The organism is Ideonella paludis (genome assembly GCF_018069865.1).
In the GTDB taxonomy this organism is placed as follows: domain Bacteria; phylum Pseudomonadota; class Gammaproteobacteria; order Burkholderiales; family Burkholderiaceae_C; genus Ideonella; species Ideonella paludis.
In genome coordinates, this window is sequence record NZ_JAGQDG010000005.1 from 236,254 (window position 1) to 259,530 (window position 23,277).

At 58.9% G+C, this 23,277-nt stretch carries 37 protein-coding genes and 1 tRNA gene; all 38 read left to right on the forward strand.

The annotated features are described in order from the left end of the window. Positions 1–40 precede the first annotated feature (40 nt). Entirely contained in the window at positions 41–1,231 is a 1,191-nt protein-coding gene (gene tuf / locus KAK11_RS14295) for an elongation factor Tu (RefSeq protein WP_210809851.1), read from the forward strand. Between the two features lie 11 nt (positions 1,232–1,242). Continuing rightward, positions 1,243–1,554 carry a 30S ribosomal protein S10 gene (rpsJ, locus tag KAK11_RS14300; RefSeq protein ID WP_210801696.1) on the forward strand — a complete coding sequence of 104 codons (312 nt, stop codon included), beginning with the start codon at positions 1,243–1,245 and terminating at the stop codon, positions 1,552–1,554. Positions 1,555–1,790: 236 nt separating this feature from the next. Continuing rightward, entirely contained in the window at positions 1,791–2,462 is a 672-nt protein-coding gene (rplC, locus tag KAK11_RS14305) for a 50S ribosomal protein L3 (RefSeq protein WP_210809865.1), read from the forward strand. Next, on the forward strand, positions 2,462–3,082 hold the full coding sequence (gene rplD, locus KAK11_RS14310) for a 50S ribosomal protein L4 (RefSeq protein ID WP_210809866.1): 621 nt from the start codon (positions 2,462–2,464) through the stop codon (positions 3,080–3,082). The genes rplC and rplD overlap by 1 nt, the downstream gene beginning before the upstream one ends. After that, positions 3,079–3,390: a 50S ribosomal protein L23 gene (rplW, locus tag KAK11_RS14315; protein WP_210809867.1), complete on the forward strand. Its 312-nt coding sequence runs from the start codon at positions 3,079–3,081 to the stop codon at positions 3,388–3,390. Before rplD ends, rplW begins: the two co-directional genes overlap by 4 nt. Before the next feature lie 3 nt (positions 3,391–3,393). Then, positions 3,394–4,218, forward strand: coding sequence for a 50S ribosomal protein L2 (gene rplB, locus KAK11_RS14320; RefSeq protein ID WP_210809868.1), 825 nt, complete (start codon positions 3,394–3,396; stop codon positions 4,216–4,218). Positions 4,219–4,228: 10 nt separating this feature from the next. After that, positions 4,229–4,504: a 30S ribosomal protein S19 gene (rpsS, locus tag KAK11_RS14325; RefSeq protein ID WP_210809869.1), complete on the forward strand. Its 276-nt coding sequence runs from the start codon at positions 4,229–4,231 to the stop codon at positions 4,502–4,504. Between the two features lie 12 nt (positions 4,505–4,516). After that, positions 4,517–4,846, forward strand: coding sequence for a 50S ribosomal protein L22 (gene rplV, locus KAK11_RS14330; RefSeq protein ID WP_210809870.1), 330 nt, complete (start codon positions 4,517–4,519; stop codon positions 4,844–4,846). 8 nt (positions 4,847–4,854) lie between these two features. Next, positions 4,855–5,712: a 30S ribosomal protein S3 gene (gene rpsC / locus KAK11_RS14335; RefSeq protein ID WP_210809871.1), complete on the forward strand. Its 858-nt coding sequence runs from the start codon at positions 4,855–4,857 to the stop codon at positions 5,710–5,712. A gap of 2 nt (positions 5,713–5,714) precedes the next feature. Then, a complete protein-coding gene (rplP, locus tag KAK11_RS14340) occupies positions 5,715–6,131 on the forward strand; it encodes a 50S ribosomal protein L16 (RefSeq protein ID WP_210809872.1) in 417 nt (138 codons plus the stop codon). Between the two features lie 27 nt (positions 6,132–6,158). Further along, positions 6,159–6,359, forward strand: a complete 201-nt coding sequence (gene rpmC / locus KAK11_RS14345; RefSeq protein WP_210809873.1) for a 50S ribosomal protein L29 — start codon at positions 6,159–6,161, stop codon at positions 6,357–6,359. Beyond that, positions 6,356–6,631 carry a 30S ribosomal protein S17 gene (gene rpsQ / locus KAK11_RS14350; RefSeq protein WP_210809874.1) on the forward strand — a complete coding sequence of 92 codons (276 nt, stop codon included), beginning with the start codon at positions 6,356–6,358 and terminating at the stop codon, positions 6,629–6,631. Before rpmC ends, rpsQ begins: the two co-directional genes overlap by 4 nt. Positions 6,632–6,800: 169 nt before the next feature. Next, positions 6,801–7,022: a hypothetical protein gene (locus KAK11_RS14355; RefSeq protein ID WP_210809876.1), complete on the forward strand. Its 222-nt coding sequence runs from the start codon at positions 6,801–6,803 to the stop codon at positions 7,020–7,022. 73 nt (positions 7,023–7,095) lie between these two features. Then, a complete protein-coding gene (locus KAK11_RS14360; RefSeq protein ID WP_210809877.1) occupies positions 7,096–7,530 on the forward strand; it encodes a hypothetical protein in 435 nt (144 codons plus the stop codon). 8 nt (positions 7,531–7,538) lie between these two features. Beyond that, a complete protein-coding gene (locus KAK11_RS14365; RefSeq protein ID WP_210809879.1) occupies positions 7,539–7,928 on the forward strand; it encodes a hypothetical protein in 390 nt (129 codons plus the stop codon). A gap of 545 nt (positions 7,929–8,473) precedes the next feature. Further along, positions 8,474–8,983, forward strand: coding sequence for a peroxiredoxin (locus tag KAK11_RS14370; protein WP_210809880.1), 510 nt, complete (start codon positions 8,474–8,476; stop codon positions 8,981–8,983). A gap of 266 nt (positions 8,984–9,249) precedes the next feature. After that, positions 9,250–9,618 carry a 50S ribosomal protein L14 gene (rplN, locus tag KAK11_RS14375; RefSeq protein ID WP_210809882.1) on the forward strand — a complete coding sequence of 123 codons (369 nt, stop codon included), beginning with the start codon at positions 9,250–9,252 and terminating at the stop codon, positions 9,616–9,618. 27 nt (positions 9,619–9,645) lie between these two features. Then, positions 9,646–9,963 carry a 50S ribosomal protein L24 gene (rplX, locus tag KAK11_RS14380; protein ID WP_210809883.1) on the forward strand — a complete coding sequence of 106 codons (318 nt, stop codon included), beginning with the start codon at positions 9,646–9,648 and terminating at the stop codon, positions 9,961–9,963. A gap of 38 nt (positions 9,964–10,001) precedes the next feature. Continuing rightward, entirely contained in the window at positions 10,002–10,541 is a 540-nt protein-coding gene (gene rplE, locus KAK11_RS14385) for a 50S ribosomal protein L5 (protein ID WP_210810071.1), read from the forward strand. 8 nt (positions 10,542–10,549) lie between these two features. After that, complete coding sequence (gene rpsN, locus KAK11_RS14390) at positions 10,550–10,855, forward strand: 30S ribosomal protein S14 (RefSeq protein WP_210809884.1); 306 nt, start codon at positions 10,550–10,552, stop codon at positions 10,853–10,855. Between the two features lie 22 nt (positions 10,856–10,877). Next, a complete protein-coding gene (gene rpsH / locus KAK11_RS14395) occupies positions 10,878–11,273 on the forward strand; it encodes a 30S ribosomal protein S8 (RefSeq protein ID WP_210809886.1) in 396 nt (131 codons plus the stop codon). Between the two features lie 24 nt (positions 11,274–11,297). Further along, positions 11,298–11,831 (forward strand): 50S ribosomal protein L6, encoded by a 534-nt coding sequence (gene rplF / locus KAK11_RS14400; protein WP_210809887.1) that lies wholly within the window; start codon positions 11,298–11,300, stop codon positions 11,829–11,831. Positions 11,832–11,842: 11 nt separating this feature from the next. Further along, positions 11,843–12,202: a 50S ribosomal protein L18 gene (gene rplR, locus KAK11_RS14405; protein ID WP_210809888.1), complete on the forward strand. Its 360-nt coding sequence runs from the start codon at positions 11,843–11,845 to the stop codon at positions 12,200–12,202. Positions 12,203–12,226: 24 nt separating this feature from the next. Continuing rightward, a complete protein-coding gene (gene rpsE / locus KAK11_RS14410; protein ID WP_210809889.1) occupies positions 12,227–12,745 on the forward strand; it encodes a 30S ribosomal protein S5 in 519 nt (172 codons plus the stop codon). Between the two features lie 23 nt (positions 12,746–12,768). Continuing rightward, positions 12,769–12,954: a 50S ribosomal protein L30 gene (gene rpmD, locus KAK11_RS14415; protein WP_210809890.1), complete on the forward strand. Its 186-nt coding sequence runs from the start codon at positions 12,769–12,771 to the stop codon at positions 12,952–12,954. Positions 12,955–12,979: 25 nt separating this feature from the next. Beyond that, positions 12,980–13,411 (forward strand): 50S ribosomal protein L15, encoded by a 432-nt coding sequence (rplO, locus tag KAK11_RS14420; RefSeq protein ID WP_210809891.1) that lies wholly within the window; start codon positions 12,980–12,982, stop codon positions 13,409–13,411. Positions 13,412–13,441: 30 nt separating this feature from the next. After that, complete coding sequence (gene secY, locus KAK11_RS14425; RefSeq protein ID WP_210809892.1) at positions 13,442–14,752, forward strand: preprotein translocase subunit SecY; 1,311 nt, start codon at positions 13,442–13,444, stop codon at positions 14,750–14,752. Between the two features lie 31 nt (positions 14,753–14,783). Continuing rightward, the gene (infA, locus tag KAK11_RS14430) at positions 14,784–15,002 is read left to right on the forward strand and encodes a translation initiation factor IF-1 (RefSeq protein WP_210809893.1); all 219 of its coding nucleotides are present in this window, start codon (positions 14,784–14,786) and stop codon (positions 15,000–15,002) included. 27 nt (positions 15,003–15,029) lie between these two features. Further along, a complete protein-coding gene (rpmJ, locus tag KAK11_RS14435) occupies positions 15,030–15,143 on the forward strand; it encodes a 50S ribosomal protein L36 (protein WP_028997278.1) in 114 nt (37 codons plus the stop codon). 33 nt (positions 15,144–15,176) lie between these two features. Next, a complete protein-coding gene (gene rpsM / locus KAK11_RS14440) occupies positions 15,177–15,542 on the forward strand; it encodes a 30S ribosomal protein S13 (RefSeq protein ID WP_210809895.1) in 366 nt (121 codons plus the stop codon). 27 nt (positions 15,543–15,569) lie between these two features. Next, on the forward strand, positions 15,570–15,974 hold the full coding sequence (rpsK, locus tag KAK11_RS14445; protein WP_210809898.1) for a 30S ribosomal protein S11: 405 nt from the start codon (positions 15,570–15,572) through the stop codon (positions 15,972–15,974). Positions 15,975–16,192: 218 nt separating this feature from the next. Continuing rightward, a complete protein-coding gene (gene rpsD / locus KAK11_RS14450; RefSeq protein WP_210809899.1) occupies positions 16,193–16,816 on the forward strand; it encodes a 30S ribosomal protein S4 in 624 nt (207 codons plus the stop codon). 146 nt (positions 16,817–16,962) lie between these two features. Next, entirely contained in the window at positions 16,963–17,949 is a 987-nt protein-coding gene (locus KAK11_RS14455) for a DNA-directed RNA polymerase subunit alpha (RefSeq protein ID WP_210809901.1), read from the forward strand. Between the two features lie 99 nt (positions 17,950–18,048). Beyond that, entirely contained in the window at positions 18,049–18,444 is a 396-nt protein-coding gene (rplQ, locus tag KAK11_RS14460) for a 50S ribosomal protein L17 (protein WP_210809903.1), read from the forward strand. 214 nt (positions 18,445–18,658) lie between these two features. Next, positions 18,659–20,539: a protein-disulfide reductase DsbD gene (gene dsbD / locus KAK11_RS14465; protein WP_210809905.1), complete on the forward strand. Its 1,881-nt coding sequence runs from the start codon at positions 18,659–18,661 to the stop codon at positions 20,537–20,539. Positions 20,540–20,570: 31 nt separating this feature from the next. Further along, a tRNA-Met gene (locus KAK11_RS14470) sits at positions 20,571–20,647 on the forward strand. A gap of 251 nt (positions 20,648–20,898) precedes the next feature. Next, a complete protein-coding gene (gene yajC / locus KAK11_RS14475; protein WP_210809906.1) occupies positions 20,899–21,228 on the forward strand; it encodes a preprotein translocase subunit YajC in 330 nt (109 codons plus the stop codon). Between the two features lie 86 nt (positions 21,229–21,314). Further along, positions 21,315–23,261 carry a protein translocase subunit SecD gene (gene secD / locus KAK11_RS14480; protein ID WP_210809907.1) on the forward strand — a complete coding sequence of 649 codons (1,947 nt, stop codon included), beginning with the start codon at positions 21,315–21,317 and terminating at the stop codon, positions 23,259–23,261. Positions 23,262–23,277 lie beyond the last annotated feature (16 nt).

Sequence of the window (23,277 nt, forward strand, 5' to 3'; positions counted from 1 at the left end):
AAACCGACACGGGCAACTGTTCTTTCTCTAGGAGTTTGAAATGGCAAAAGGTAAGTTTGAGCGGACCAAGCCGCACGTGAACGTGGGCACCATTGGTCACGTGGACCATGGCAAGACGACGCTGACGGCAGCGATCACCACGATCTTGTCGGCCAAGTTTGGCGGCGAGGCCAAGGCCTACGACCAGATTGACGCAGCGCCTGAAGAAAAGGCTCGCGGCATCACCATCAACACCGCACACGTCGAGTACGAGACCGCCAACCGCCACTACGCGCACGTTGACTGCCCCGGCCACGCTGACTATGTGAAGAACATGATCACCGGTGCCGCCCAGATGGACGGCGCGATCCTGGTGTGCTCGGCCGCTGACGGCCCCATGCCCCAGACCCGCGAGCACATCCTGTTGGCTCGTCAGGTGGGCGTGCCCTACATCATCGTGTTCCTGAACAAGTGCGACATGGTGGACGACGCTGAGTTGCTGGAACTGGTCGAAATGGAAGTGCGCGAGCTGCTCTCCAAGTACGACTTCCCCGGCGACGACACCCCCATCGTCAAGGGTTCGGCCAAGCTGGCCATCGAAGGCGACAAGGGCGACCTGGGCGAGCAAGCCATCATGCGTTTGGCCGATGCGCTGGACAGCTACATCCCCACGCCTGAGCGCGCTGTGGACGGCACCTTCCTGATGCCTGTGGAAGACGTGTTCTCGATCTCTGGCCGTGGCACCGTGGTGACCGGTCGTGTGGAGCGCGGCATCATCAAGGTCGGCGAAGAAATCGAAATCGTCGGTATCAAGGACACCCAGAAGACCACCTGCACGGGCGTGGAAATGTTCCGCAAGCTGCTGGACCAAGGTCAAGCGGGTGACAACGTCGGTATCTTGCTGCGCGGCACCAAGCGCGAAGACGTCGAGCGTGGTCAAGTGCTGTGCAAGCCCGGTTCGGTCAAGCCGCACACCCACTTCACGGCTGAGATCTACGTGTTGTCCAAGGACGAAGGTGGTCGTCACACCCCGTTCTTCAACAACTACCGTCCTCAGTTCTACTTCCGCACCACCGACGTGACCGGCGCTGTGGAACTGCCGGCCGACAAGGAAATGGTGATGCCTGGCGACAACGTGTCGATCACCGTCAAGCTGATCGCCCCCATCGCCATGGAAGAAGGCCTGCGCTTCGCTATCCGTGAAGGTGGCCGTACCGTCGGCGCCGGCGTGGTTGCCAAGATCCTCGCCTAAGGACACCTACCATGTCCAAGCAAAAGATCCGCATCCGCCTGAAGGCCTTCGATTACAAGCTGATCGACCAGTCTGCCCTGGAAATCGTTGACACCGCCAAGCGCACCGGCGCGATCGTCAAGGGCCCCGTGCCCCTGCCGACCCGCATGCAGCGTTTTGACATCCTGCGCTCGCCGCACGTCAACAAGACCTCGCGTGACCAGTTCGAAATCCGCACGCACCAGCGTCTGATGGACATCGTGGACCCGACCGACAAGACGGTTGACGCCCTGATGAAGTTGGACCTGCCCGCGGGTGTCGACGTGGAGATCAAGCTCCAGTAATGCCCAATCCGGTGAGGGTGCTTGCACGCTCACCGGACCCAGCATATACTCGAGAGCTTTTGCGGCGATGGGGTGGCCTGTTTTTGGGTCGCCCTTTTGCCGTGAGTCGTGCTGATGATGTTCCAAAGGTCAACTTTGGGCCTAAGTCAGCGCATTAGTCAGTTCGGCCAATCGATGTCGAACTTGTGAAACCCAGCCTCAGTCAAGCCTGTGCTTGCGAGGGGCGGAGAAGAACCATGAGTCTAAGCAATCGTCTCGGATTGCTGGGCCGCAAGGTGGGCATGATGCGCGTGTTCACAGACGACGGCGATGCCGTTCCTGTGACCGTGCTGGATGTGTCCAACAACCGCGTGACCCAGGTCAAGACCGTAGAGACCGACGGCTACAGCGCCATTCAAGTGGCGTTCGGTGCGCGCAAAGCGTCGCGCGTGACCAAGCCGGAAGCTGGCCACCTCGCGAAAGCGGGCGTTGAAGCCGGTGAAATCCTCAAAGAATTCCGCGTCGCTGCAGAAGTGGCTGCTGAGTACAAGCCGGGTACGGCTGTGCCAGTGACCCTGTTTGCCGCTGGCGAAAAGGTGGACGTGCAAGGCACTTCCATCGGTAAGGGATTCACGGGCACCATCAAGCGTCACAACTTCAGCTCGCAGCGCGCCTCGCACGGTAACAGCCGTTCGCACAACGTGCCGGGTTCGATCTCGATGGCGCAAGATCCGGGCCGCGTGTTCCCGGGCAAGAAGATGTCGGGCCACCTGGGCGACGTGACCGTCACCACCCAGAACCTGGACATCGTTCGCATTGACGAAGCCCGCCAGTTGCTGCTGGTGCGTGGCGCCGTGCCGGGTTCCAAGAACGGTTTCGTGACCGTGCGCCCTGCCGTCAAGGCCAAGGCCCAGAAGGGAGCCAACTGATGCAGCTCGAGCTCCTGAACGAACAAGGTCAAGCCACCGCCAAGGTGGATGCACCGGATACCGTGTTTGCGCGTGATTACAACGAAGCTCTGGTTCACCAGATCGTTGTGGCCTACCAGGCGAATGCTCGCCAAGGCACCCGCAAGCAACTGACCCGCGCTGAAGTTCATCACTCCACGAAGAAGCCGTTCCGCCAAAAGGGCACCGGCCGCGCTCGTGCAGGTATGACGTCTTCGCCGCTGTGGCGTGGGGGTGGTCGCACCTTCCCGAACACACCGGACGAGAACTTCTCGCACAAGGTCAACAAGAAGATGTACCGCGCCGGTATGGCCACCATCCTCTCCCAGCTGGCCCGTGACGGCCGTCTGGCTGTGGTGGACTCGCTGACTGTTGAAGCGCCGAAGACCAAGCTCTTGGCTTCGAAGTTCAAGGCCATGGGCCTGCAGTCGGTGTTGGTGATCTCCGACGTCGTGGACGACAACCTGGCTCTGGCTTCGCGCAATCTGCCTAACGTGCTCGTCGTTGAGCCGCGTTACGCTGACCCGCTGTCGCTGGTCTTCTACAAGAAGGTGCTGGTGACCAAGGCGGCCATCGAGCAGCTCAAGGAGATGTACGCATGAGCGCCGCATTCAAAGAGGGCCGTCTGGCTCAAGTGCTGGTGGCACCGGTGATCTCCGAGAAAGCCACTCAAGTCGCTGAAAAGCAGAACCAAGTTCTGTTCAAGGTCTTGCGTGACGCGACCAAGCCCGAAATCAAGGCCGCTGTTGAACTGATGTTCAAGGTCGAGGTGGAGGCTGTGAACGTCGTGAACGTCAAGGGCAAGGTCAAGCGCTTCGGTCGCTCGATCGGCCGTCGTGACCACGTCAAGAAGGCCTATGTCTCGCTGAAGGCGGGCCAGGAGCTGAACTTCTCCGGGGAGGCCGCGTAAATCATGGCAGTCGTCAAAGTCAAACCAACCTCGCCTGGCCGCCGTGCCGTGGTGAAGGTGGTGCACAAGCACCTGCACAAGGGCGCTCCGGAAGCTTCGCTGCTGGAACCCCAGAAGCAAAACTCTGGCCGTAACAACAACGGTCACATCACGATGCGTCACAAGGGTGGTGGTCATAAGCACCACTACCGCGTTGTCGACTTCAAGCGCAACAAGGACGGCATTCCCGCGAAGGTTGAGCGTATTGAGTACGACCCCAACCGTACGGCCCACATCGCTCTGGTGTGCTACGCCGACGGCGAGCGTCGCTACATCATCGCTCCGCGTGGTCTGGAAGTCGGTGCAACCATCCTGAGCGGCTCGGAAGCGCCGATCAAGGCGGGCAACACCCTGCCGATTCGCAATATCCCCGTCGGCTCGACCATCCACTGCGTGGAAATGATGCCTGGCAAGGGTGCGCAGATCGCTCGCTCCGCTGGTACCGCTGTGACCCTGATGGCGCGTGAAGGCACCTACTCGCAGATCCGTCTGCGTTCGGGTGAAGTGCGCAAGATCCACATCGATTGCCGCGCCACCATTGGTGAAGTGAGCAACGAAGAGCACAACCTGCGTCAGTACGGCAAGGCCGGCGCCATCCGCTGGAAGGGCATCCGCCCGACCGTGCGTGGTACCGCCATGAACCCGGTCGACCACCCGCACGGTGGTGGTGAGGGTCGTACCGGCGAAGGCCAGGCTCCAGTGTCGCCGTGGAACACCCTGACCAAGGGCTACCGCACTCGCAACAACAAGCGCACGCAGACGTTCATCGTTTCGCGCCGCAAGAAGTAAGGGCTGGACCATGGCACGTTCACTCAAAAAGGGTCCCTTTGTGGATCATCACCTTCTGGCCAAGGCTGAAAAGGCCGTCGCCACGAAGGACAAGAAGCCGATCAAGACCTGGTCGCGTCGCTCTACCATTCTTCCCGACTTCATCGGCCTGACCATTGCTGTGCACAACGGCAAGCAGCACGTGCCGGTGTATGTGTCTGACCAAATGGTCGGCCACAAGCTCGGCGAGTTCGCACTGACCCGTACGTTCAAGGGTCACCCTGCGGACAAGAAGGCCAAGAAGTAAAAGGACACGACGATGGAAACCAAAGCAATCGTCCGTGGCGTTCGCCTCTCCGTGGATAAGGGCCGCCTCGTGGCAGACCTGATCCGTGGCAAGAAGGTTGACCAAGCCCTGAACATCCTGGCCTTCACCCAAAAGAAGGCCGCCGGCATCGTCAAGAAGGCGCTCGAAAGCGCCATCGCCAACGCCGAGCACAATGATGGCGCAGACATCGATGACCTGAAGGTCACCTCGATCTACGTCGAGCAAGGCACCACGCTGAAGCGTTTCTCGGCCCGCGCAAAGGGCCGTGGCAATCGCATCAGCAAGGGTACCTGCCACATCTATGTGACCGTCGGGAACTGAGGAAGACCATGGGACAAAAAATCCATCCAACCGGCTTCCGCCTGCCCGTCACCCGTGCATGGGCGTCGCGCTGGTACGCGAGCAACAAGAACTTCGCCGGCATGCTGGCTGAAGATCTTGATGTGCGCGAGTACCTCAAGGCCAAGCTGAAGAGCGCCGCTGTGTCGCGCATCCTGATCGAGCGTCCTGCCAAGAACGCCCGCATCACCATTTACTCGGCACGTCCGGGTGTGGTGATCGGCAAGAAGGGTGAAGACATCGAAAACCTGAAGGCCGAACTGACCAAGCGTCTGGGCGTGCCTGTGGCCGTGAACATCGAAGAAGTGCGCAAGCCTGAAATCGATGCTCAACTGATCGCTGACTCGATCACCCAGCAGCTCGAAAAGCGCATCATGTTCCGTCGCGCCATGAAGCGTGCGATGCAGAACGCCATGCGTTTGGGCGCTCAAGGTATCAAGATCATGTCGGCCGGTCGTCTGAACGGCATCGAAATCGCTCGTACCGAGTGGTACCGTGAAGGCCGCGTGCCTCTTCACACCCTGAAGGCTGACATCGACTATGGCTTCTCTGAAGCCAAGACGACCTACGGCGTGATCGGCGTGAAGGTGTGGGTCTATCGTGGCGACCGCCTGGCCAATGGTGACGCTCCGGTGATCAACACGCCCGCAGGCGCTGAAGATGACCGTCGCCCACGTCGCAACGCTCGTCCGGGTGCCCCGGCCGGCCGTGGCCGTCCTGGTGGCGATCGTGGTGCTCCCCGTGCGGACAAGCCCGCTGAAGCCGGCGCAGCCGGTGCTGGCGCACCTGCAGCAGCCAAGCGTGTCCGCAAGGCCGCTCCCGCTGCCGGTGAAGGCAAAGGAGAATAAGCATGCTGCAACCAGCACGTCGTAAATACCGCAAGGAACAAAAAGGCCGTAACACCGGCGTCGCTACCCGCGGCGCTCTGGTGTCCTTCGGTGACTTTGGTCTGAAGGCGACCGAGCGCGGTCGTCTGACGGCTCGTCAAATCGAAGCGGCTCGTCGTGCCATTTCGCGCCATATCAAGCGCGGTGGCCGCATCTTCATCCGCATCTTCCCGGATAAGCCGATCTCGCAAAAGCCTGCCGAAGTCCGTATGGGTAACGGTAAGGGCAACCCTGAGTACTACGTGGCTGAAATCCAGCCGGGTAAGGTGCTCTATGAGATCAATGGCGTTCCCGAGGCGCTCGCCCGTGAAGCGTTCACCCTGGCGGCAGCCAAGCTGCCGCTGCGGTGCACCTTCGTGGCTCGCCAGCTCGGCGCTTAATCCGCGCAGACACAAGGAAAGCACACCATGAAAGCATCTGAACTGCGAGCCAAGGACGTGGCCGCGCTGGAAAAGGAAGTCACCGACCTCCTGAAGGCGCACTTCGGCCTGCGCATGCAAAAGGGTACGCAGCAGCTCGGCAACACCGCGCTGTTGGGTAACACCCGTCGCGACATCGCTCGCGCCAAGACCATCTTGGCCGAGAAGAAGAGGGAGGCTGCGAAATGACGCAAGCTCAAGAAACCACGACCAACACTCGGACGCTGGTCGGCCGCGTGGTCAGCGACAAGCGCTCCAAGACGGTCACCGTCCTGGTCGAGCGTCGCGTCAAGCATGAGCTCTACGGCAAGATCGTGGCCCGCTCGCGCAAGTACCATGCACACGACGAAAAAGGCGAATACCACCTGGGTGACACCGTGGAAATCGCCGAGTCGCGCCCCATCTCCAAGACCAAGAACTGGGTCGTGACCCGTTTGGTCGAGAAGGCTCGGTTGATCTAAATAGATGAGCATTACAGACGCAGCTTTTGTGCGGCTGTAAATTAGGCAGCTAAACGCAATGTTTGGCTGCCTAGTTTGCTATGGTCTTGGGAAGGTATTGCACGCCTTGATTTTTTGTTCTATGCTTGGCGCGCTAAGAGGCCTTTTAAGCGAATTGAAAAGGTAGAAGATGAAGATCTTGGACCATGTCTTGTTCGTTGAGGGTAATGACAATTTTGTATTTCGAGACGTCGCAGATAAGCTTCGCTTAGGTGTTGTGACGAATGGAAAAGGAAATAATTCCCCGGCGTTTCAGGATGACTTGGCAATTAAGTCAGCGAAAGAGCGTGAAGCTGAAATAGTGGCATCGGCTAAGAGATTGTTTGCTGACATGCTTGCTAACGATCGATAGCGGAGTTGCTGTGACGAGGAAGATAAATAAAAAATATTTGGCGAGAATTAGTCCAGAGAGGGTTTCAAGTCGAATGAGCCTTCTTAAATGCGCTGGGGAAGTTCTTGAAAAGACTTTACCTGAGGGGTTGACGTTGTCTACCACAAGCGTATTGCTGCATGCGGTGGTAGTCTCGCATTTTTTGGATGTTGAACGATTCAAAGAATTTCATTGCGAGCCGAAAGATGCAGGAGAGGAAGCCAGAATTAGTTACCCAAAGATTGCTGCCTTCATGATTAAATGGGTGGCAAAGATCAGGCCCTTTCGAGTTGAACTAGATCCGAATTCTGGTGAAAAAATAACGGCCGTAGAATGGGATTTTTATTCCGTACAAATAAATGCGTTAATTGCGCCTATTTTGTATGCGATGATCACTAATCAACCCCCATTTGAAGATTACCGAATAATTCATGAGCTTCAGTTCGGCAACCTTGGAACCGATGCATTGGTGCTCTTGCTGGAGAGGTAGGCTCGCTCGTGAAGATTGACGATTCTGACTATGAGTTCGCATTGGCCCGAAAATTTGCTGAAAAATTAAATTCGGCGACTGATCGGACGGAAACAGAAAATAAGCAAGTCGCTGCGGTAGTGGCTCACGAAGCAATTCGAGAGGTCAAGAGTCGACTCACATGGCCATTGATTGCTGTTGGTGCTATATTCATAGCCAGCAACATTTCGGTCCTGATCTTACTGGGGGTTGCCATGACGTATGATCAAAATGCAATGTCTTTCGCGCTGGAAAGAAAAATGGCATATAACCGATTAATAGAGCCACAAGTCATACTGTCCCTTGTTGCTGGTGTCACTGTTCAATCGGTTGTGGCATTTACGGTGATTGTCAAGGGATATTATCAGGCAACCAAATAGTAAAAATTGATATTGTCTCATCTGAGACTGTTTGGTTATTTAATGTCAATAGTACTAGATTTCGACCCAATGAAAAGACACCATTCGCTGGTGCTCATCGTCCTTGGTGTGGGTCTGCAAAATTCACTGAATTGTGACCGCAATGCATTTTCGAGCGATGTTTTTGTTCATTGGAATGACTCGATTGCCATATATGGAGAAGAGGCAACGTGGTTGGGGTTCTGGGGTGCATAACGTATCGTTTCGCAAGCAGAGCTTAGTCGGTCATTTTTGATGACGTTGCTGCGGTCTCTGCCTTGCGCTCGATGCAGAGAGTCTGTTCCGGCTGGGGGTAGGGTTTTGACCCGCTTGATTGAGAAGGCCAACTTGGTCTAAGGCGGCAACCCTGCTTCGCACGGAGGTCTTTAGGGGTCAATGCGTAGGGTAGGGGTGTAGCAGCGATACTCGCGGCCCACCGTTTCGGATCATGCATCTGGCTGAGGCCTTGCGCAGCACCAGAGCAGCCCGCCCTTCGGCGGGCTTTTTCATTTCAGGAGACTTTGATCATGTTGAATGTTGGCGACAAGCTCCCCGCAGGGGCACTGCAAGAATTCATTGAAGTGGAGGGCGGTGGTTGCAGCCTGGGCCCCAACAGCTTTGATATCGAAGCCTCGACGCGTGGTAAGACCATCGCGATCTTCGCCTTGCCTGGCGCCTTCACCCCGACGTGCTCCGCACAACATGTGCCGGGCTATGTGGCCCAGGCCGACGCCTTGCGCGCGGCGGGCGTCGATGAGATCTGGTGTCTGTCCGTGAATGACGCCTTTGTCATGGGCGCCTGGGGGCGCGAGCAAAAAACGGCCGGCAAAGTCCGCATGATGGCGGACGGCTCAGCGGACTTCACGCGCGCCACCGGCTTGACCCTGGATCTGACGGCGCGTGGCATGGGTGTGCGCTCGCAGCGCTACTCCATGTTGGTCGTCGACGGCGTGGTCAAGACCCTCAATATCGAAGCGCCCGGCAAGTTCGAAGTCAGCGACGCCGCCACCATGCTGGCACAAGCCCAGGCCCGCTGAACGCGCGCCACAAAAAAGCTGCAAAAGGTGTTGACATGGAGTTAGCACCTCACGCATAATCGAGAGCTTCGCTGGTGAAGCGTGCTCTTCAGTCTTTCCGAAGTTGCCTTTGGCGCTTCGGAGGGATTTGAAAGTACCGCTCACTGGTTTCAGCCCAAGCGGCTGTGTGCATGCTTCAGGCGTGTGCTCAGCAAGACGGGCCCAATACTGACCGCTTATGCGCAACCGTTGTGGTTGTGCGCAGCGGGCCAAGTTGGGGATAAGACATGATCCAAATGCAATCGCGACTCGACGTCGCGGACAACACTGGCGCGAAGTCTGTCATGTGCATCAAGGTGCTGGGCGGCTCAAAGCGTCGCTATGCCGGCATCGGTGACGTGATCAAGGTCAGCATCAAAGAAGCTGCGCCGCGCGGTCGCGTCAAAAAGGGCGAGGTCTACAACGCTGTGGTCGTTCGCACGGCCAAGGGCGTTCGTCGTCAAGACGGCTCGCTGGTGAAGTTTGATGGCAACGCTGCAGTGCTGCTGAACGCAAAGCTCGAGCCCATCGGCACCCGTATCTTTGGCCCCGTGACGCGTGAACTGCGTTCCGAGCGCTTCATGAAGATCGTGTCGCTGGCGCCTGAGGTGCTTTGATCGTCCGCCACGAGTAAAGGAAACGCGATGAACAAGATTCGCAAGGGCGACCAAGTTGTCGTCCTGACTGGCCGAGACAAAGGCAAGCGTGGCACGGTGTCGCTGCGCGTTGATGCGGACCACGTGGTGGTTGATGGCATCAATATGGTCAAGAAGCACGTCAAGCCCAACCCCATGAAGGGGACGACTGGCGGCGTGATCGACAAGACCATGCCGATCCACCAGTCCAATGTGGCCATCTGGAACGCAGCAGCTGGCAAGGCTGACCGCGTGGGCATCAAGACGCTGGCCGATGGCAAGCGCGTCCGCGTGTTCAAGTCCAGCGGCGAAGAAATCAAGGCCTGAGGAGTGCTGGCATGAGTCAAAAGCAACAAGCCGCGATCGTGGCCCGTCTGCAGGCCTACTACCAAGAGAAGGTCGTCCCCGACATGGTCGCCAAGTTTGGCTACAAGTCGGTGATGGAGGTGCCTCGCCTGACCAAGATCACCTTGAACATGGGCGTCAGCGAAGCTGTGGCCGACAAGAAGGTCATGGATCACGCTGTGGGCGACCTGACCAAGATTGCAGGTCAAAAGCCTGTGGTGACCAAGTCCCGTAAGGCTATCGCTGGTTTCAAGATCCGCGACGGTGTGCCTATCGGTTGCATGGTCACCCTGCGTGGCGCCCGCATGTTTGAATTCCTGGATCGTTTCGTCACTGTGGCACTGCCCCGTGTGCGTGACTTCCGTGGTATCTCTGGCCGCTCGTTCGACGGCCGGGGTAACTACAACATCGGCGTCAAGGAACAGATCATTTTCCCGGAAATCGAGTACGACAAGATCGACGCGATCCGTGGCATGAACATTTCCTTCACGACCACTGCGAAGACCGACGACGAGTGCAAGGCACTGCTCGCCGCGTTCCGCTTCCCGTTCAAGAACTGAGGTGACCTGTGGCAAAACTCTCCCTCAAGCAGCGTGAAGACAAGCGTGAAAAGCTGGTCGCCAAGTACGCAAAGAAGTACGCGGAGCTGAAGGCCATCATTGACAACGCCAAGAAGTCCGATGACGAGCGTTATGCCGCTCGCCTGGAGCTTCAAAAGCTGCCGCGCAATGCAAACCCGACACGTCTGCGCAATCGTTGCGCCCTGACGGGTCGTCCCCGCGGCACGTTCCGCACCTTCGGCCTGGCCCGTAGCAAGATCCGCGATCTCGCCTTCAAGGGTGACATCCCTGGCGTGATCAAGGCCAGCTGGTAATCGAGGCGATAAGGAGAAAACTATGAGCATGAGTGATCCTATCGCCGACATGCTGACCCGCATTCGCAATGCGCAGGCTGTTGAAAAGTCGTCGGTAACCATGCCGGCTTCCAAGATCAAGACTGCAATTGCGCAGGTGTTGAAGGACGAGGGCTATATCGATGCCTTCGCCGTTCGCGCCGAGGGTGGCAAGAGCGAACTCGAAATTTCGTTGAAGTACTACGCCGGTCGCCCGGTCATCGAGCGCATTGAGCGCGTGAGCCGCCCTGGCCTGCGCATCTATCGCGGTCGTGAGGCGATCCCTCAAGTCATGAACGGCTTGGGTGTTGCCATCGTGACCACGCCCAAGGGTGTGATGACGGATCGCAAAGCGCGCGCTGCCGGTGTCGGTGGCGAAGTGCTCTGCTACGTCGCCTAACTCCACGAAGGAAGGAATCGAGCAATGTCCCGCGTAGGAAAAATGCCGATCACCGTCCCGCAAGGCGTGGACGTGAAGATCGCAAATGGCCAAATCACCGTCAAGGGTGCAAACGGTACGCTGGTGCGTGCTGCGAATGCGCTCGTGACCATCAAGAATGAAGCTGGTGTGGTTCAAGTGGCTCCGGCCAATGACTCCGCCGAAGCGAACTCCATGAGCGGCACCATGCGCGCACTGCTGGCCAATATGGTCAATGGTGTGAGCAAGGGCTTCGAAAAGAAGCTGACCTTGGTGGGCGTGGGTTTCCGTGCCCAGGCCCAAGGTCAAAAGCTGAATCTGCAGATCGGCTTCTCGCATCCCGTCGTCAAGGACATGCCTGCCGGCATCACCGTGACCACGCCGACGCAGACGGAAGTGCTGATCAAGGGTGCGGATCGTCAAGTGGTGGGTCAGTTGGCCGCTGAAGTGCGCGCCTTCCGTCCGCCCGAGCCTTACAAGGGCAAGGGTATCCGCTACGCCGACGAGCGTGTGGTCCTCAAAGAGACCAAGAAGAAGTAAGGAGCGACACCATGCTGACAAAGAAAGAACAGCGTCTGCGTCGTGCGCGTCAAACGCGTGCTCGTATCGCGATTCAAGGCGTCGCCCGCCTGACTGTCTTCCGCTCGAACACCCACATCTACGCCAGCGTTATCTCTGGCGACGGCGCTGTGGTGGTGGCTTCGGCCTCGACGGCAGAGAAGGAGCTGCGCGACCAATTGGGCGGCAATGGCGGCAACGCTGCTGCAGCTGCCTTGGTGGGCAAGCGTATCGCCGAAAAGGCCAAGGCTGCTGGCGTCGAGAAGGTTGCCTTCGACCGCGCTGGTTTCGCCTACCACGGTCGTGTCAAGGCACTGGCAGAAGCTGCTCGTGAAGCAGGTCTGCAGTTCTAAGCGGCCGGATAAGGAATACTGAAAATGGCAAAGTTCACTCCCCGCGCCCAGGCTGAAGGCAATGACGACGGCCTGAAGGAAAAGATGATCGCGGTTAACCGCGTCACCAAGGTTGTTAAGGGTGGTCGTACCCTGAGCTTCGCAGCGCTGACCGTGGTTGGCGACGGCGACGGCCGTGTCGGCATGGGCAAGGGTAAGGCCAAGGAAGTGCCGGTGTCGGTGCAGAAGGCCATGGAATCTGCTCGTCGCGGCCTGTTCAAGGTCAGCCTGAAGAGCGGCACCATTCACCACCGCGTGGAAGGTCAGCACGGCGCAGCTCGCGTCTTGATGATGCCCGCACCGGCTGGTACCGGCATCATTGCTGGCGGCCCGATGCGCGCCGTGTTTGAAGTGCTCGGCATCACCGACATCGTGGCGAAGAGCCATGGTTCTTCCAATGCCTACAACATGGTTCGTGCCACGTTGGACGCTCTGAAGAACCTGTCGACTCCCGCCGAAGTCGCCGCCAAGCGCGGCAAGACAGTTGAAGACATCTTCAACTGATCCGCGCCCAAGGAGAAGACCAAATGACTGAAGCCAAAAAGACCTTGACGGTCAAGCTGGTGAAGAGCCCGATCGGCTGCAAGACGTCGCATCGCGACACCGTGCGTGGCCTGGGCCTGCGTCGCCTCAACAGCCAGCGCGTGTTGGAAGACACGCCTTCTGTGCGCGGCATGATCAACAAGGTGGCTTACCTGGTTCAGGTGCTGTAAGTCGGCACGAACGAGGAGAAACAACATGCAACTCAATACTGTCAAGCCCGCTGAAGGCTCCAAGAAGGCTGCGCGTCGCGTCGGTCGTGGTATTGGCTCCGGCTTGGGCAAGACCGCTGGTCGTGGCCACAAGGGTCAAAAGTCGCGTGCCGGTGGCTACCACAAGGTGGGCTTCGAAGGCGGTCAGATGCCGCTGCAGCGTCGCCTGCCCAAGCGTGGCTTCAAGTCTGCTTTGTTGAAGTACAACGCTGAGCTGACCCTGTCTGAACTGCAATCCTTCGGCGCTGACGAGATCGATCTGCTGGCACTCAAGGCCGCTGGCCTGGTTCCGCAAATTGCTCGTAACGTCAAGGTGATCAAGTCCGGCGAGTTGACCAAGAAGGTCGTGCTCAAGGGTATTGGTGCCACTGCGGGCGCCAAGGCTGTGATCGAAGCCGCTGGCGGCCAAATCGCCTAAGACTGGCGATTGATTAGGATCTGACCACTCGTGGCAACCTCTCAGACTCAGTTGGCTAAGAACGGCAAGTTCGGCGACCTTCGTCGTCGGCTTGTGTTCCTGCTGTTGGCCTTGGTGGTGTATCGGTTGGGGGCGCATATCCCCGTGCCGGGCATCAACCCTGCCAAGTTGCAAGAACTGTTCAGCGGCCAGCAGGGCGGCATCCTGAACTTGTTCAACATGTTCTCGGGTGGTGCGCTCTCTCGTTTCACAGTGTTTGCACTGGGGATCATGCCGTACATCTCGGCGTCGATCATCATGCAATTGATGGGGCATGTGCTGCCGGCACTGGAGGCGCTGAAGAAGGAAGGCGAAGCGGGTCGTCGCAAGATCACGCAGTACACCCGCTACGGCACCTTGGTGCTGGCTATCTTCCAGTCCTTGGGTATTGCCCTGGCCTTGGAAGGAAGTGCAGGTTTGGTGATCACGCCGGGCTTTGGCTTCCGTATGACGGCCGTCGTGAGCTTGGTGGCAGGCACGATGTTCCTGATGTGGCTGGGTGAGCAAATCACTGAGCGGGGTCTGGGCAACGGCATCTCGATCTTGATCTTTGCGGGTATCGCTGCAGGCTTGCCGGGTGCGATCGGTGGCTTGTTTGAATTGGTTCGTACCGGTGCGATGAGCATTGCGGCTTGCCTGTTCATCATCACCTTGGCTGTCGGTGTCACCTTTGCCGTGGTGTTTGTGGAGCGTGGCCAGCGCAAGATCTTGGTGAACTATGCCAAGCGTCAGGTCGGCAACAAGGTCTACGGTGGGCAATCGTCGCACCTGCCCTTGAAGCTGAACATGTCGGGTGTGATTCCGCCGATCTTCGCCTCGTCCATCATCTTGCTGCCGGCGACGGTGGTGGGCTGGTTTGCCACGGGTGAAGGCATGCGTTGGTTGAAGGACATCTCGGCAGCTTTGTCGCCAGGTCAGCCGATCTACGTGTTGCTCTATGCCGCGATGATCGTGTTCTTCTGCTTCTTCTACACGGCACTGGTGTTCAACAGCCGTGAGACCGCAGATAACCTGAAGAAGAGTGGCGCGTTCATCCCCGGCATTCGGCCTGGTGAGCAAACGGCCAAGCACATTGACAAGATTTTGGCCCGCTTGACGCTGGCAGGTGCAGCCTACATCACCTTGGTGTGTCTGCTGCCCGAGTTCTTGATTTTGAAGTACAACGTCCCGTTCTATTTTGGTGGCACGTCGCTGCTGATCATCGTGGTCGTGACAATGGATTTTTGGGCTCAGGTCCAGTCTTATGTGATGAGTCAGCAGTACGAATCACTGTTGAAGAAGGCGAATTTCAAGGCAAGCTGATCGGTGTGGGTCAGCTGCGGTTAGAGCAGCCATGGCGAAAGACGACGTCATCCAGATGCAGGGTGAGATCCTCGAAAATTTGCCTAACGCCACCTTCCGTGTGAAGTTGGAAAACGGGCACAACGTCTTGGGTCACATTTCGGGCAAGATGCGCATGCACTACATACGCATCCTTCCTGGGGATCGGGTAACAGTCGAGCTAACGCCGTACGATTTGAGTCGCGCTCGCATCGTGTTCCGCGCGAAGTGAGTGTTTGAATAGGTCAAGGAGAAGACCATGAAAGTCGCAGCATCAGTCAAGAAGATGTGCCGCAATTGCAAAATCATCCGCCGCAATGGGGTGGTTCGGGTGATCTGCACCGACCCGCGCCACAAGCAGCGGCAAGGCTAAGCGGCCTCGCTTGAGCGAATCGAAGGAAGCACAATGGCACGTATTGCTGGTATCAACGTTCCGCCGCAAAAGCACGCGGAAATCGGTCTGACTTATATCTACGGCATCGGCCGTACCACCGCGCAGAAGATCTGCACCGCGGCCGGTATCCCGTTTGCCAAGAAGGTCAAGGACCTGACTGACTCTGACCTGGAGAAGATCCGGGAAGAAGTCGGCAAGCTGACGATCGAAGGTGACCTGCGTCGCGAAACTTCGATCAACATCAAGCGCCTGATGGACTTGGGTTGCTATCGCGGCTTCCGCCATCGTCGCGGTTTGCCCATGCGTGGTCAGCGTACCCGCACCAATGCTCGTACCCGCAAGGGTCCGCGTAAGGGTGCTGCGGCGCTGAAGAAGTAAGCCCACCCACTGACTGGTAGAAGATAAATGGCAAAAGCACCCGCCAATAGCGCTGCACGTCGAGTGAGCAAGAAGGTCCGCAAGAATGTTGCGGACGGTATCGCCCACGTGCACGCCTCGTTCAACAACACCATCATCACCATCACCGATCGTCAGGGCGGCGCGCTGTCCTGGGCGTCGTCGGGTGGTCAGGGTTTCAAGGGTTCGCGTAAGTCGACGCCTTTTGCAGCTCAGGTGGCCGCTGAAGTGGCCGGTCGCGCTGCTCAGGAACAAGGCATCAAGAATCTGGACGTCAAGATCAAGGGCCCAGGCCCCGGTCGCGAGTCCTCGGTGCGTGCTCTGGCGTCGCTGGGCATCCGCATCAACTCCATCTCCGATGTGACACCGGTGCCGCATAACGGCTGCCGTCCGCAAAAGCGTCGTCGCATCTGAGTTGAAAGCGGGGTTGCCAATAACCCTGCTACAATCAAGAGTTGCCTGAACGCCGGCGATGGAGAAATCCATCGTCGGCTGTTTCGACTCTGGCAATTTGCAAGCCCACCGTCTGCGCACTGTCTCCCTGCATCCAGCAAGGGCGGTCGCCAGACTTGCGTGTCCAGCAAGCCTCAATGCTTGCCGGTGCACGTCAGACCATCGCATAAGGAAGCAACGTGGCACGTTATCTCGGCCCCAAGGCCAAACTTTCCCGCCGTGAAGGCACCGACCTGTTCCTGAAGAGCGCACGCCGCGCCATCAGCGACAAGGCCAAGTTCGACTCCAAGCCTGGCCAACACGGCCGCACTTCGGGTCAGCGCACTTCGGACTTCGGTCTGCAACTGCGTGAAAAGCAAAAGGTCAAGCGCATGTATGGCGTGCTGGAGCGTCAGTTCCGCCGCTACTTCGCTGAAGCTGACCGTCGCAAGGGCAGCACTGGCGCTAACTTGCTGACCATCCTCGAATCCCGCCTGGACAATGTCGTCTATCGCATGGGCTTCGGTTCGACCCGCGCAGAAGCTCGTCAGTTGGTGTCTCACAAGGCGCTGACCGTCAACGGCGTTGTGGTGAACATCCCTTCCTATCAAGTCAAGGCTGGCGATGTGGTCGCCATCCGTGAGAAGGCCAAGAAGCAGCTGCGCGTTGCGGACTCTCTGAAGCTGGCTGAGTCGATCGGCTTGCCGGCTTGGGTGTCGGTCGATGCCACCAAGCTCGAAGGGACCTTCAAGAAGGCTCCGGACCGTGATGAGTTCGGCGCTGAAATCAATGAGTCGCTCATCGTCGAGTTGTATTCGCGTTGATGTTGACTGCTGGCTGGCGGGTGCGCCTGTGCCAGCCACACCCCGCTGCGGCATGCCGGTTCCGTGGCGGGTTTTTTCGCTTCCGGCGTGGTCCGTCAGCCTTATCGGTGTAACGAGCCGAGGGTATTGAGAGGAACAGGACTTACATGCAAACCAATCTGCTGAAACCCAAAGCCATCGTTGCGGAACCCCTGGGCGGTCACCGCGCCAAAGTCACGCTGGAGCCGTTTGAGCGTGGTTACGGACACACGCTCGGCAATGCGCTGCGTCGTGTGCTCTTGTCCTCGATGGTGGGCTATGCGCCAACCGAAGTGACCATCGCAGGTGTCCTGCACGAGTACTCCACCATCGACGGCGTGTCCGAAGATGTGGTGCACATCATGCTGAACCTGAAGGGCGTGGTCTTCCGCCTGCACAACCGTGACGAAGTCACCCTGGTGCTGCGCAAAGAGGGCGAAGGCCCTGTGACGGCGGCTGACATTCAGACCCCGCACGACGTCGAAATCGTCAACCCTGAGCACGTCATTGCCCACCTGGCCCAAGGCGGCAAGCTGGACATGCAGATCAAGGTCGAAAAGGGCCGTGGCTACGTGCCGGGTACCTTGCGTCGTCATGGCGATGAGCCGACGAAGTCCATCGGTCGCATCGTCTTGGACGCCTCCTTCTCTCCGGTCAAGCGTGTCAGCTACGCCGTTGAGAACGCTCGCGTTGAGCAGCGTACCGACCTCGACAAGCTGGTCATGGAGATCGAAACCAATGGCGCTATTTCGCCAGAGGAAGCGATCCGCGCCTCGGCCAAGATCTTGGTGGAGCAGTTGGCTGTCTTTGCACAGTTGGATGCCGGTGATCTGACCGACATCACCGCGCCGGCCAAGAGCTCTGCGGTGTTCGATCCGATCCTGCTGCGTCCTGTGGACGAGCTGGAGCTGACCGTGCGCTCGGCCAACTGCTTGAAGGCAGAGAACATTTACTACATCGGCGATCTGATCCAGCGCACTGAGACTGAATTGCTCAAGACGCCGAATCTGGGTCGCAAGTCCCTCAACGAAATCAAAGAAGTGCTGGCCTCGCGCGGCCTGACCTTGGGTGCCCGTCTCGAAAACTGGCCTCCTCAAGGATTGGACAAGCGTTAATCAAGCATTTCAACAAGGGGCGGAGCATCCTGCTCTGCCCGGTGCACCCAGCAGTACCTGATCCGGCTGCTGGCTATTACTCAAGGAAAGGAAAGCACCATGCGTCACCGTCACGGCCTCCGTAAACTCAATCGCACCAGCGAACACCGCGCAGCCATGCTGCGCAATATGTGCGTCTCTTTGCTTCAGCATGAAGCCATCAAGACCACCGTGCCCAAGGCCAAAGAACTGCGTCGCGTTGTCGAGCCGCTGATCACCTTGGCCAAGGAAGCCACCGTCGCCAACCGTCGTCTGGCCTTTGCCCGTCTGCGTGACCGCGATGTCGTCACCAAGCTCTTCAACGAACTGGGCCCGCGTTACAACGCTCGTCCGGGCGGCTACACCCGCATCTTGAAGATGGGTTTCCGCGTCGGCGACAACGCTCCGATGGCCTATGTAGAACTGGTCGATCGTCCTGAAGTCCAGGCCGAAGCCGCTCCGGCAGCTGCAGAATAAGGCGAGAAGGTCTTCGGGCCTTCACTACAGCGCTCAAAAGGGGTCGGCATTGCCGGCCCTTTTTCTTTGCCGCAGTCCATCCCAGGCGAGGCGGTAGGTGAGCAACCGCCGTGGTCAGCGAGCGCCCAAGGAACTTTGGGGGCTTTGCAGGGCTCCATCCTGCGCCATTCAACTTGGGGACAGCCGCCGCGCGGCGTTCGAGATAACCTTGGACATGACTATTTCTTCCTTCTGGCGTCCGCTGCAGCGTCGTTTGGGCCTCTGTGTGGTCTGGGCCAGCGTGCTTTGGGCCCTGCTTGTGCCCGCGGCGCAGGGCGCGCAAGAGTTTCTGGAACCTGAACAGGCCTTCAAGTTCAGCGTCAAGGTGCTTGATGAGCGCACGGCTCAAATCAACTTTGAGATTGCGCCGGGCTACTACCTCTATCGCGAGCGGCTGAGCGTTCAAGTCGACGCGGCCACCTTGGGGCCGGTGGTGCTGCCCGCTGGCAAGGTTAAGTTCGACGAAACCTTCCAGAAGGAGGTGGAAACCTGGCGCGAGCAGGTCACGATCAACGTGCCTCTGGTGCAGGCCGCTGGGCCGGTGCTGTTGCAGGTCATGAGCCAAGGCTGTGCCGACGCCGGCCTCTGCTATCCTCCCATGACGAGCCAAGCCCAGTTGTCGCTCGCGGCCTTCGGCGGCAATGGCAGCGCGGCTGTGGTGACTGACGCGGCTGCTGCGCCTTCGGGGCTGCTGGCAAAAGCGCAAGAGTCACCCGCCGCTGCAGCACCGAGCGCGGTGCAAGACGGAGCTGCGGCAGTCAGCACCCAAGAAGGATCCCGGGTTGAACGGTTGCTGCAGGGAGGGTCTTACCTCGCTGTGGTGGGTGGCTTCGCCGTGATGGGCCTGCTCTTGGCCTTCACGCCTTGCGTGCTGCCCATGCTGCCCATCCTGTCGTCCATCATTGCCGGCGGTGGAGAGGTCAGTCGACGCAAGGGTCTGGCCTTGGCATTCGCCTACTCCCTGGGCATGTCGCTGGTCTACACCGCCTTGGGCGTCGCAGCAGGCCTGGCTGGAGAAGGGCTCGCTGCTGCTTTACAAAAGCCTTGGGTCTTGCTGTCTTTTGGCCTGCTCTTGGCGGTCTTGTCGCTGTCCATGTTCGATGTCTTCGAACTGCGTCTGCCTTTGGCGCTGTCCGGGCGTCTGGATGGCGTCTCTCGGCGCTTGCCCGGCGGACAATTTGCGGGCGTCTTCTTGATGGGTGGTCTCTCGGCGCTCATCGTGAGCCCCTGTGTCACTGCACCCCTGGCTGGAGCACTGCTGTTCCTGAGCAAAACCGGCGACGTATGGCTGGCAGGTTCTGCGTTGTTCGCCATGGCCTGGGGCATGAGTGTCCCCTTGTTGATTCTGGGCGCATCGGCAGGGCGTTGGCTGCCGCGCTCGGGCTCCTGGATGCACGCCATCAAGCGCTTCTTTGGCCTCTTGCTCTTGGGCGTGGCGCTGTGGATTGTTCAACCCGTTTTGCCGAGCGCCCTGGCCCTGGTCGCCTGGGGCGTCTTGGCGCTGGTGGCCGGATTCATGCTTAGGCCTTTTGACCCCCATCCCCACAGCGCGGCACCTCGGGTTTGGGTACAGCGAGCCGGCGGCTTGGCCTTGCTGACCGTTGGCGTGTTGCAACTGGCAGGCGCCAGCTCTGGCGGGATGGACCCCTTGCAGCCCTTGGGCCATTGGGGTCGCGCATCCGCTGCGCCAGCCTCGGTGGGCCCACAGTTCCAGAAAGTGAAGTCAGAAGCGGAGCTGGAGGCTATCCTGAAAAATGCAGGAAGACCCGTGATGCTTGACTTCTACGCCGACTGGTGCGTGTCGTGTAAAGAGATGGAACGCTTCACATTCTCCGACCCAGCCGTGCAGGCGCGGCTCTCCAAAGCGCTCTTGCTCAAAGCCGATGTCACCGCCAACACTCCCGATGACAAAGCCTTGCTCAAGCGCTTTCACCTCTTCGGGCCGCCGGGCACCATCTTCTTCGATGCACAAGGAAAAGAACTCCCTGAAGTCCGCGTTATGGGCTTTCAGTCCGCGCGAGACTTTGAGAAAACTTTGATGGCGGCTGGCCTCTGAGGCCAATCCATGCCATAATCACAGCTTCAGTCGCGGGGTGGAGCAGTCTGGTAGCTCGTTGGGCTCATAACCCAAAGGTCGCAGGTTCAAATCCTGCCCCCGCAACCAAATCATCAGCAAAAGTAGACCAATATTTTTGCTGACCGAAAGCCCTCCCTGCCTTGAGTAGCGAGGGCTTTTTGTTTGGTGCCATCACAAAAGCAAGCTCAACAAAGTGTGGTGTTGATCGTGCGGCCTTCCTGAAGGGTCTGCGGGCTTCCCCGGGGCTTGCAACCAAGCAGCCTGCCCGCACCTAGAATCCGCTTTTGATCCAAGGCCCGCCGCCGATGTGGGCCAAGTCTGTCTTTAAAGGAATTGTTGTGTTCATTTCCAGCGCATATGCCCAAGCTGCAGCCCCCGCAGCGACCCCCGCCGGTGCCGGCGGCCTGATGTCCTTCCTGCCTCTGGTGCTGATGTTCGTGGTGTTGTACTTCATCATGATTCGTCCTCAAATGAAGCGCCAGAAAGAGCACAAGGCCATGATCGACGCCTTGGCCAAGGGTGACGAAGTCATCATCGCTGGCGGCGTATTGGGCAAGATCGCCAAGTTGGGCGATGCCTATGTGCACGTTGAAGTCTCGCAAGGGGTCGAGTTGCAAGTGCAGCGCGCCTCGGTGTTGCAGGTTTTGCCCAAGGGCAGCGTGAAGTAATCGCAGCTTGTTGAGGCTGGAGCCCGTGCCACTGCGCGGGCTTTCCCTTTTCTTTGACCCAGGCCCAGGCGCCTGAGGATGCACGCATGAATCGCTATCCCTTGTGGAAGTACCTCATCCTGGCTGTCTCGCTGGTGGTGGGCTTGATCTATACCTTGCCCAACTTCTTCGGAGAGGCCCCAGCGGTCCAGGTCTCCAGCGGCAAGGTGACCGTCAAAGTCACGCCGGCCATGGTGTCGCAGGTCGAGACGATCTTGGCTGAGGCCGGCGTCAAGCCCGACTTCGTCCAGTTTGATGGCAACTCCATCAAGGCGCGATTCCCGGACACCGACACGCAGATCAAGGCCAAAGACGCCATCAGCCGGGTGCTGAACCCCGATGCGGCCAATCCGAGCTATGTGGTGGCGTTCAACCTGATCTCACGCTCGCCGCAGTGGCTGACGGCCCTGCATGCCAACCCCATGTACCTGGGCCTGGACCTGCGGGGCGGCGTCCACTTCCTCATGCAAGTGGACATGCGTGCTGCGCTGACGAAGAAGGCTGAATCGCTGACCAATGATGTGCGCTCGCTGCTGCGCGACAAGAACATCCGTCACGCTGGCATCAGCCGCGATGGCAATGATGTGCACGTGCTGTTCCGCGATGCGGCGTTGCGCCTGGCGGCCAAGAACGCCTTGCTCGATAGCCAGCCTGATGTGGTCTGGACCGATGTGGCCGCTGAGAACGGCGAATTCAAGCTGGTGGGGGCGCTCAAGCCGGAAGCGGCGCGCAAGGTTCAAGATGCGGCGCTGAAGCAAAACATCACCACCCTGCACAACCGGGTGAATGAGTTGGGAGTGGCCGAGCCCATCATTGCCCAGCAAGGGCTGGATCGCGTGGTGATTCAGCTGCCTGGTGTGCAGGACACCGCTAAAGCCAAAGACATCATCGGCCGGACCGCTACGCTCGAGTTGCGTATGGTCGACGAAAGCGCCGAAGCCGGGGCTGCGGCCGCCGGCACTGGCCCAGTTCCCTTTGGCACGGAGCGCTATGTCGAGCGCGGTGGTGCGCCGCTGATCGTCAAGAAGCAGGTCGTCCTGACCGGCGATTCGCTGTCCGATGCTCAGCCTGGCTTTGACCAGAACCAGCAGCCCTCGGTGTCGCTGAGTGTAGATGCCAAGGGCGCGCGCATCATGCGCGATATCTCGCGCGAGAACATCGGTAAGCGCATGGCCATCTTGATCTTCGAAAAGGGCAAGGGTGAAGTGGTCACCGCGCCCGTCATTCGAGGTGAATTGGGCGCTCGTTTCGAGATCACAGGCCGCATGAGCACCCAAGAGGCCAATGACACCGCGTTGCTGCTGCGTGCGGGCTCATTGGCCGCGCCGATGGAAATCATCGAAGAGCGCACCATTGGCCCGAGCTTGGGCAAGGAGAACATCGAAAAGGGCTTCTACAGCGTGGTGTGGGGCTTTGCCGCCATCGCGGTGTTCATGTGCCTCTACTACATGCTGTTCGGCGTGTTCTCCACCCTGGCCTTGGGCTTCAATCTCCTGCTCTTGTTGGCCATTTTGTCGATGCTGCAGGCGACGCTCTCCTTGCCGGGCATTGCCGCTATCGCGCTGGCCCTGGGCATGGCCATTGACGCCAACGTGCTGATCAATGAGCGTGTCCGGGAGGAGTTGCGCTCCGGGGCCTCGCCGCAGGCGGCCATTCATGCGGGCTATGAGCGGGCCTGGGCCACGATTCTCGACTCCAATGTCACAACCTTGATTGCCGGTCTGGCCCTGTTGGTGTTCGGCTCCGGCCCCATCAAGGGCTTTGCCGTGGTGCACTGTCTGGGCATCGTCACCTCGATGTTCTCGGCGGTGATGTTCTCGCGCGGCTTGGTCAATCTTTGGTATGGCGGTCAGAAGAAGCTGAAGTCTGTGTCCATCGGCCAAGTGTGGCGGCCGCAAGCCGCGCCCGAGGTGTCGTCTGCGGATGCCGCGGAGACCGAAGGCGCCTCAGACGCCTTGGCCGCACCTCGCTCCGACGCTGCGGCGGGCCGCTGAACGCTTCCTCATTCAA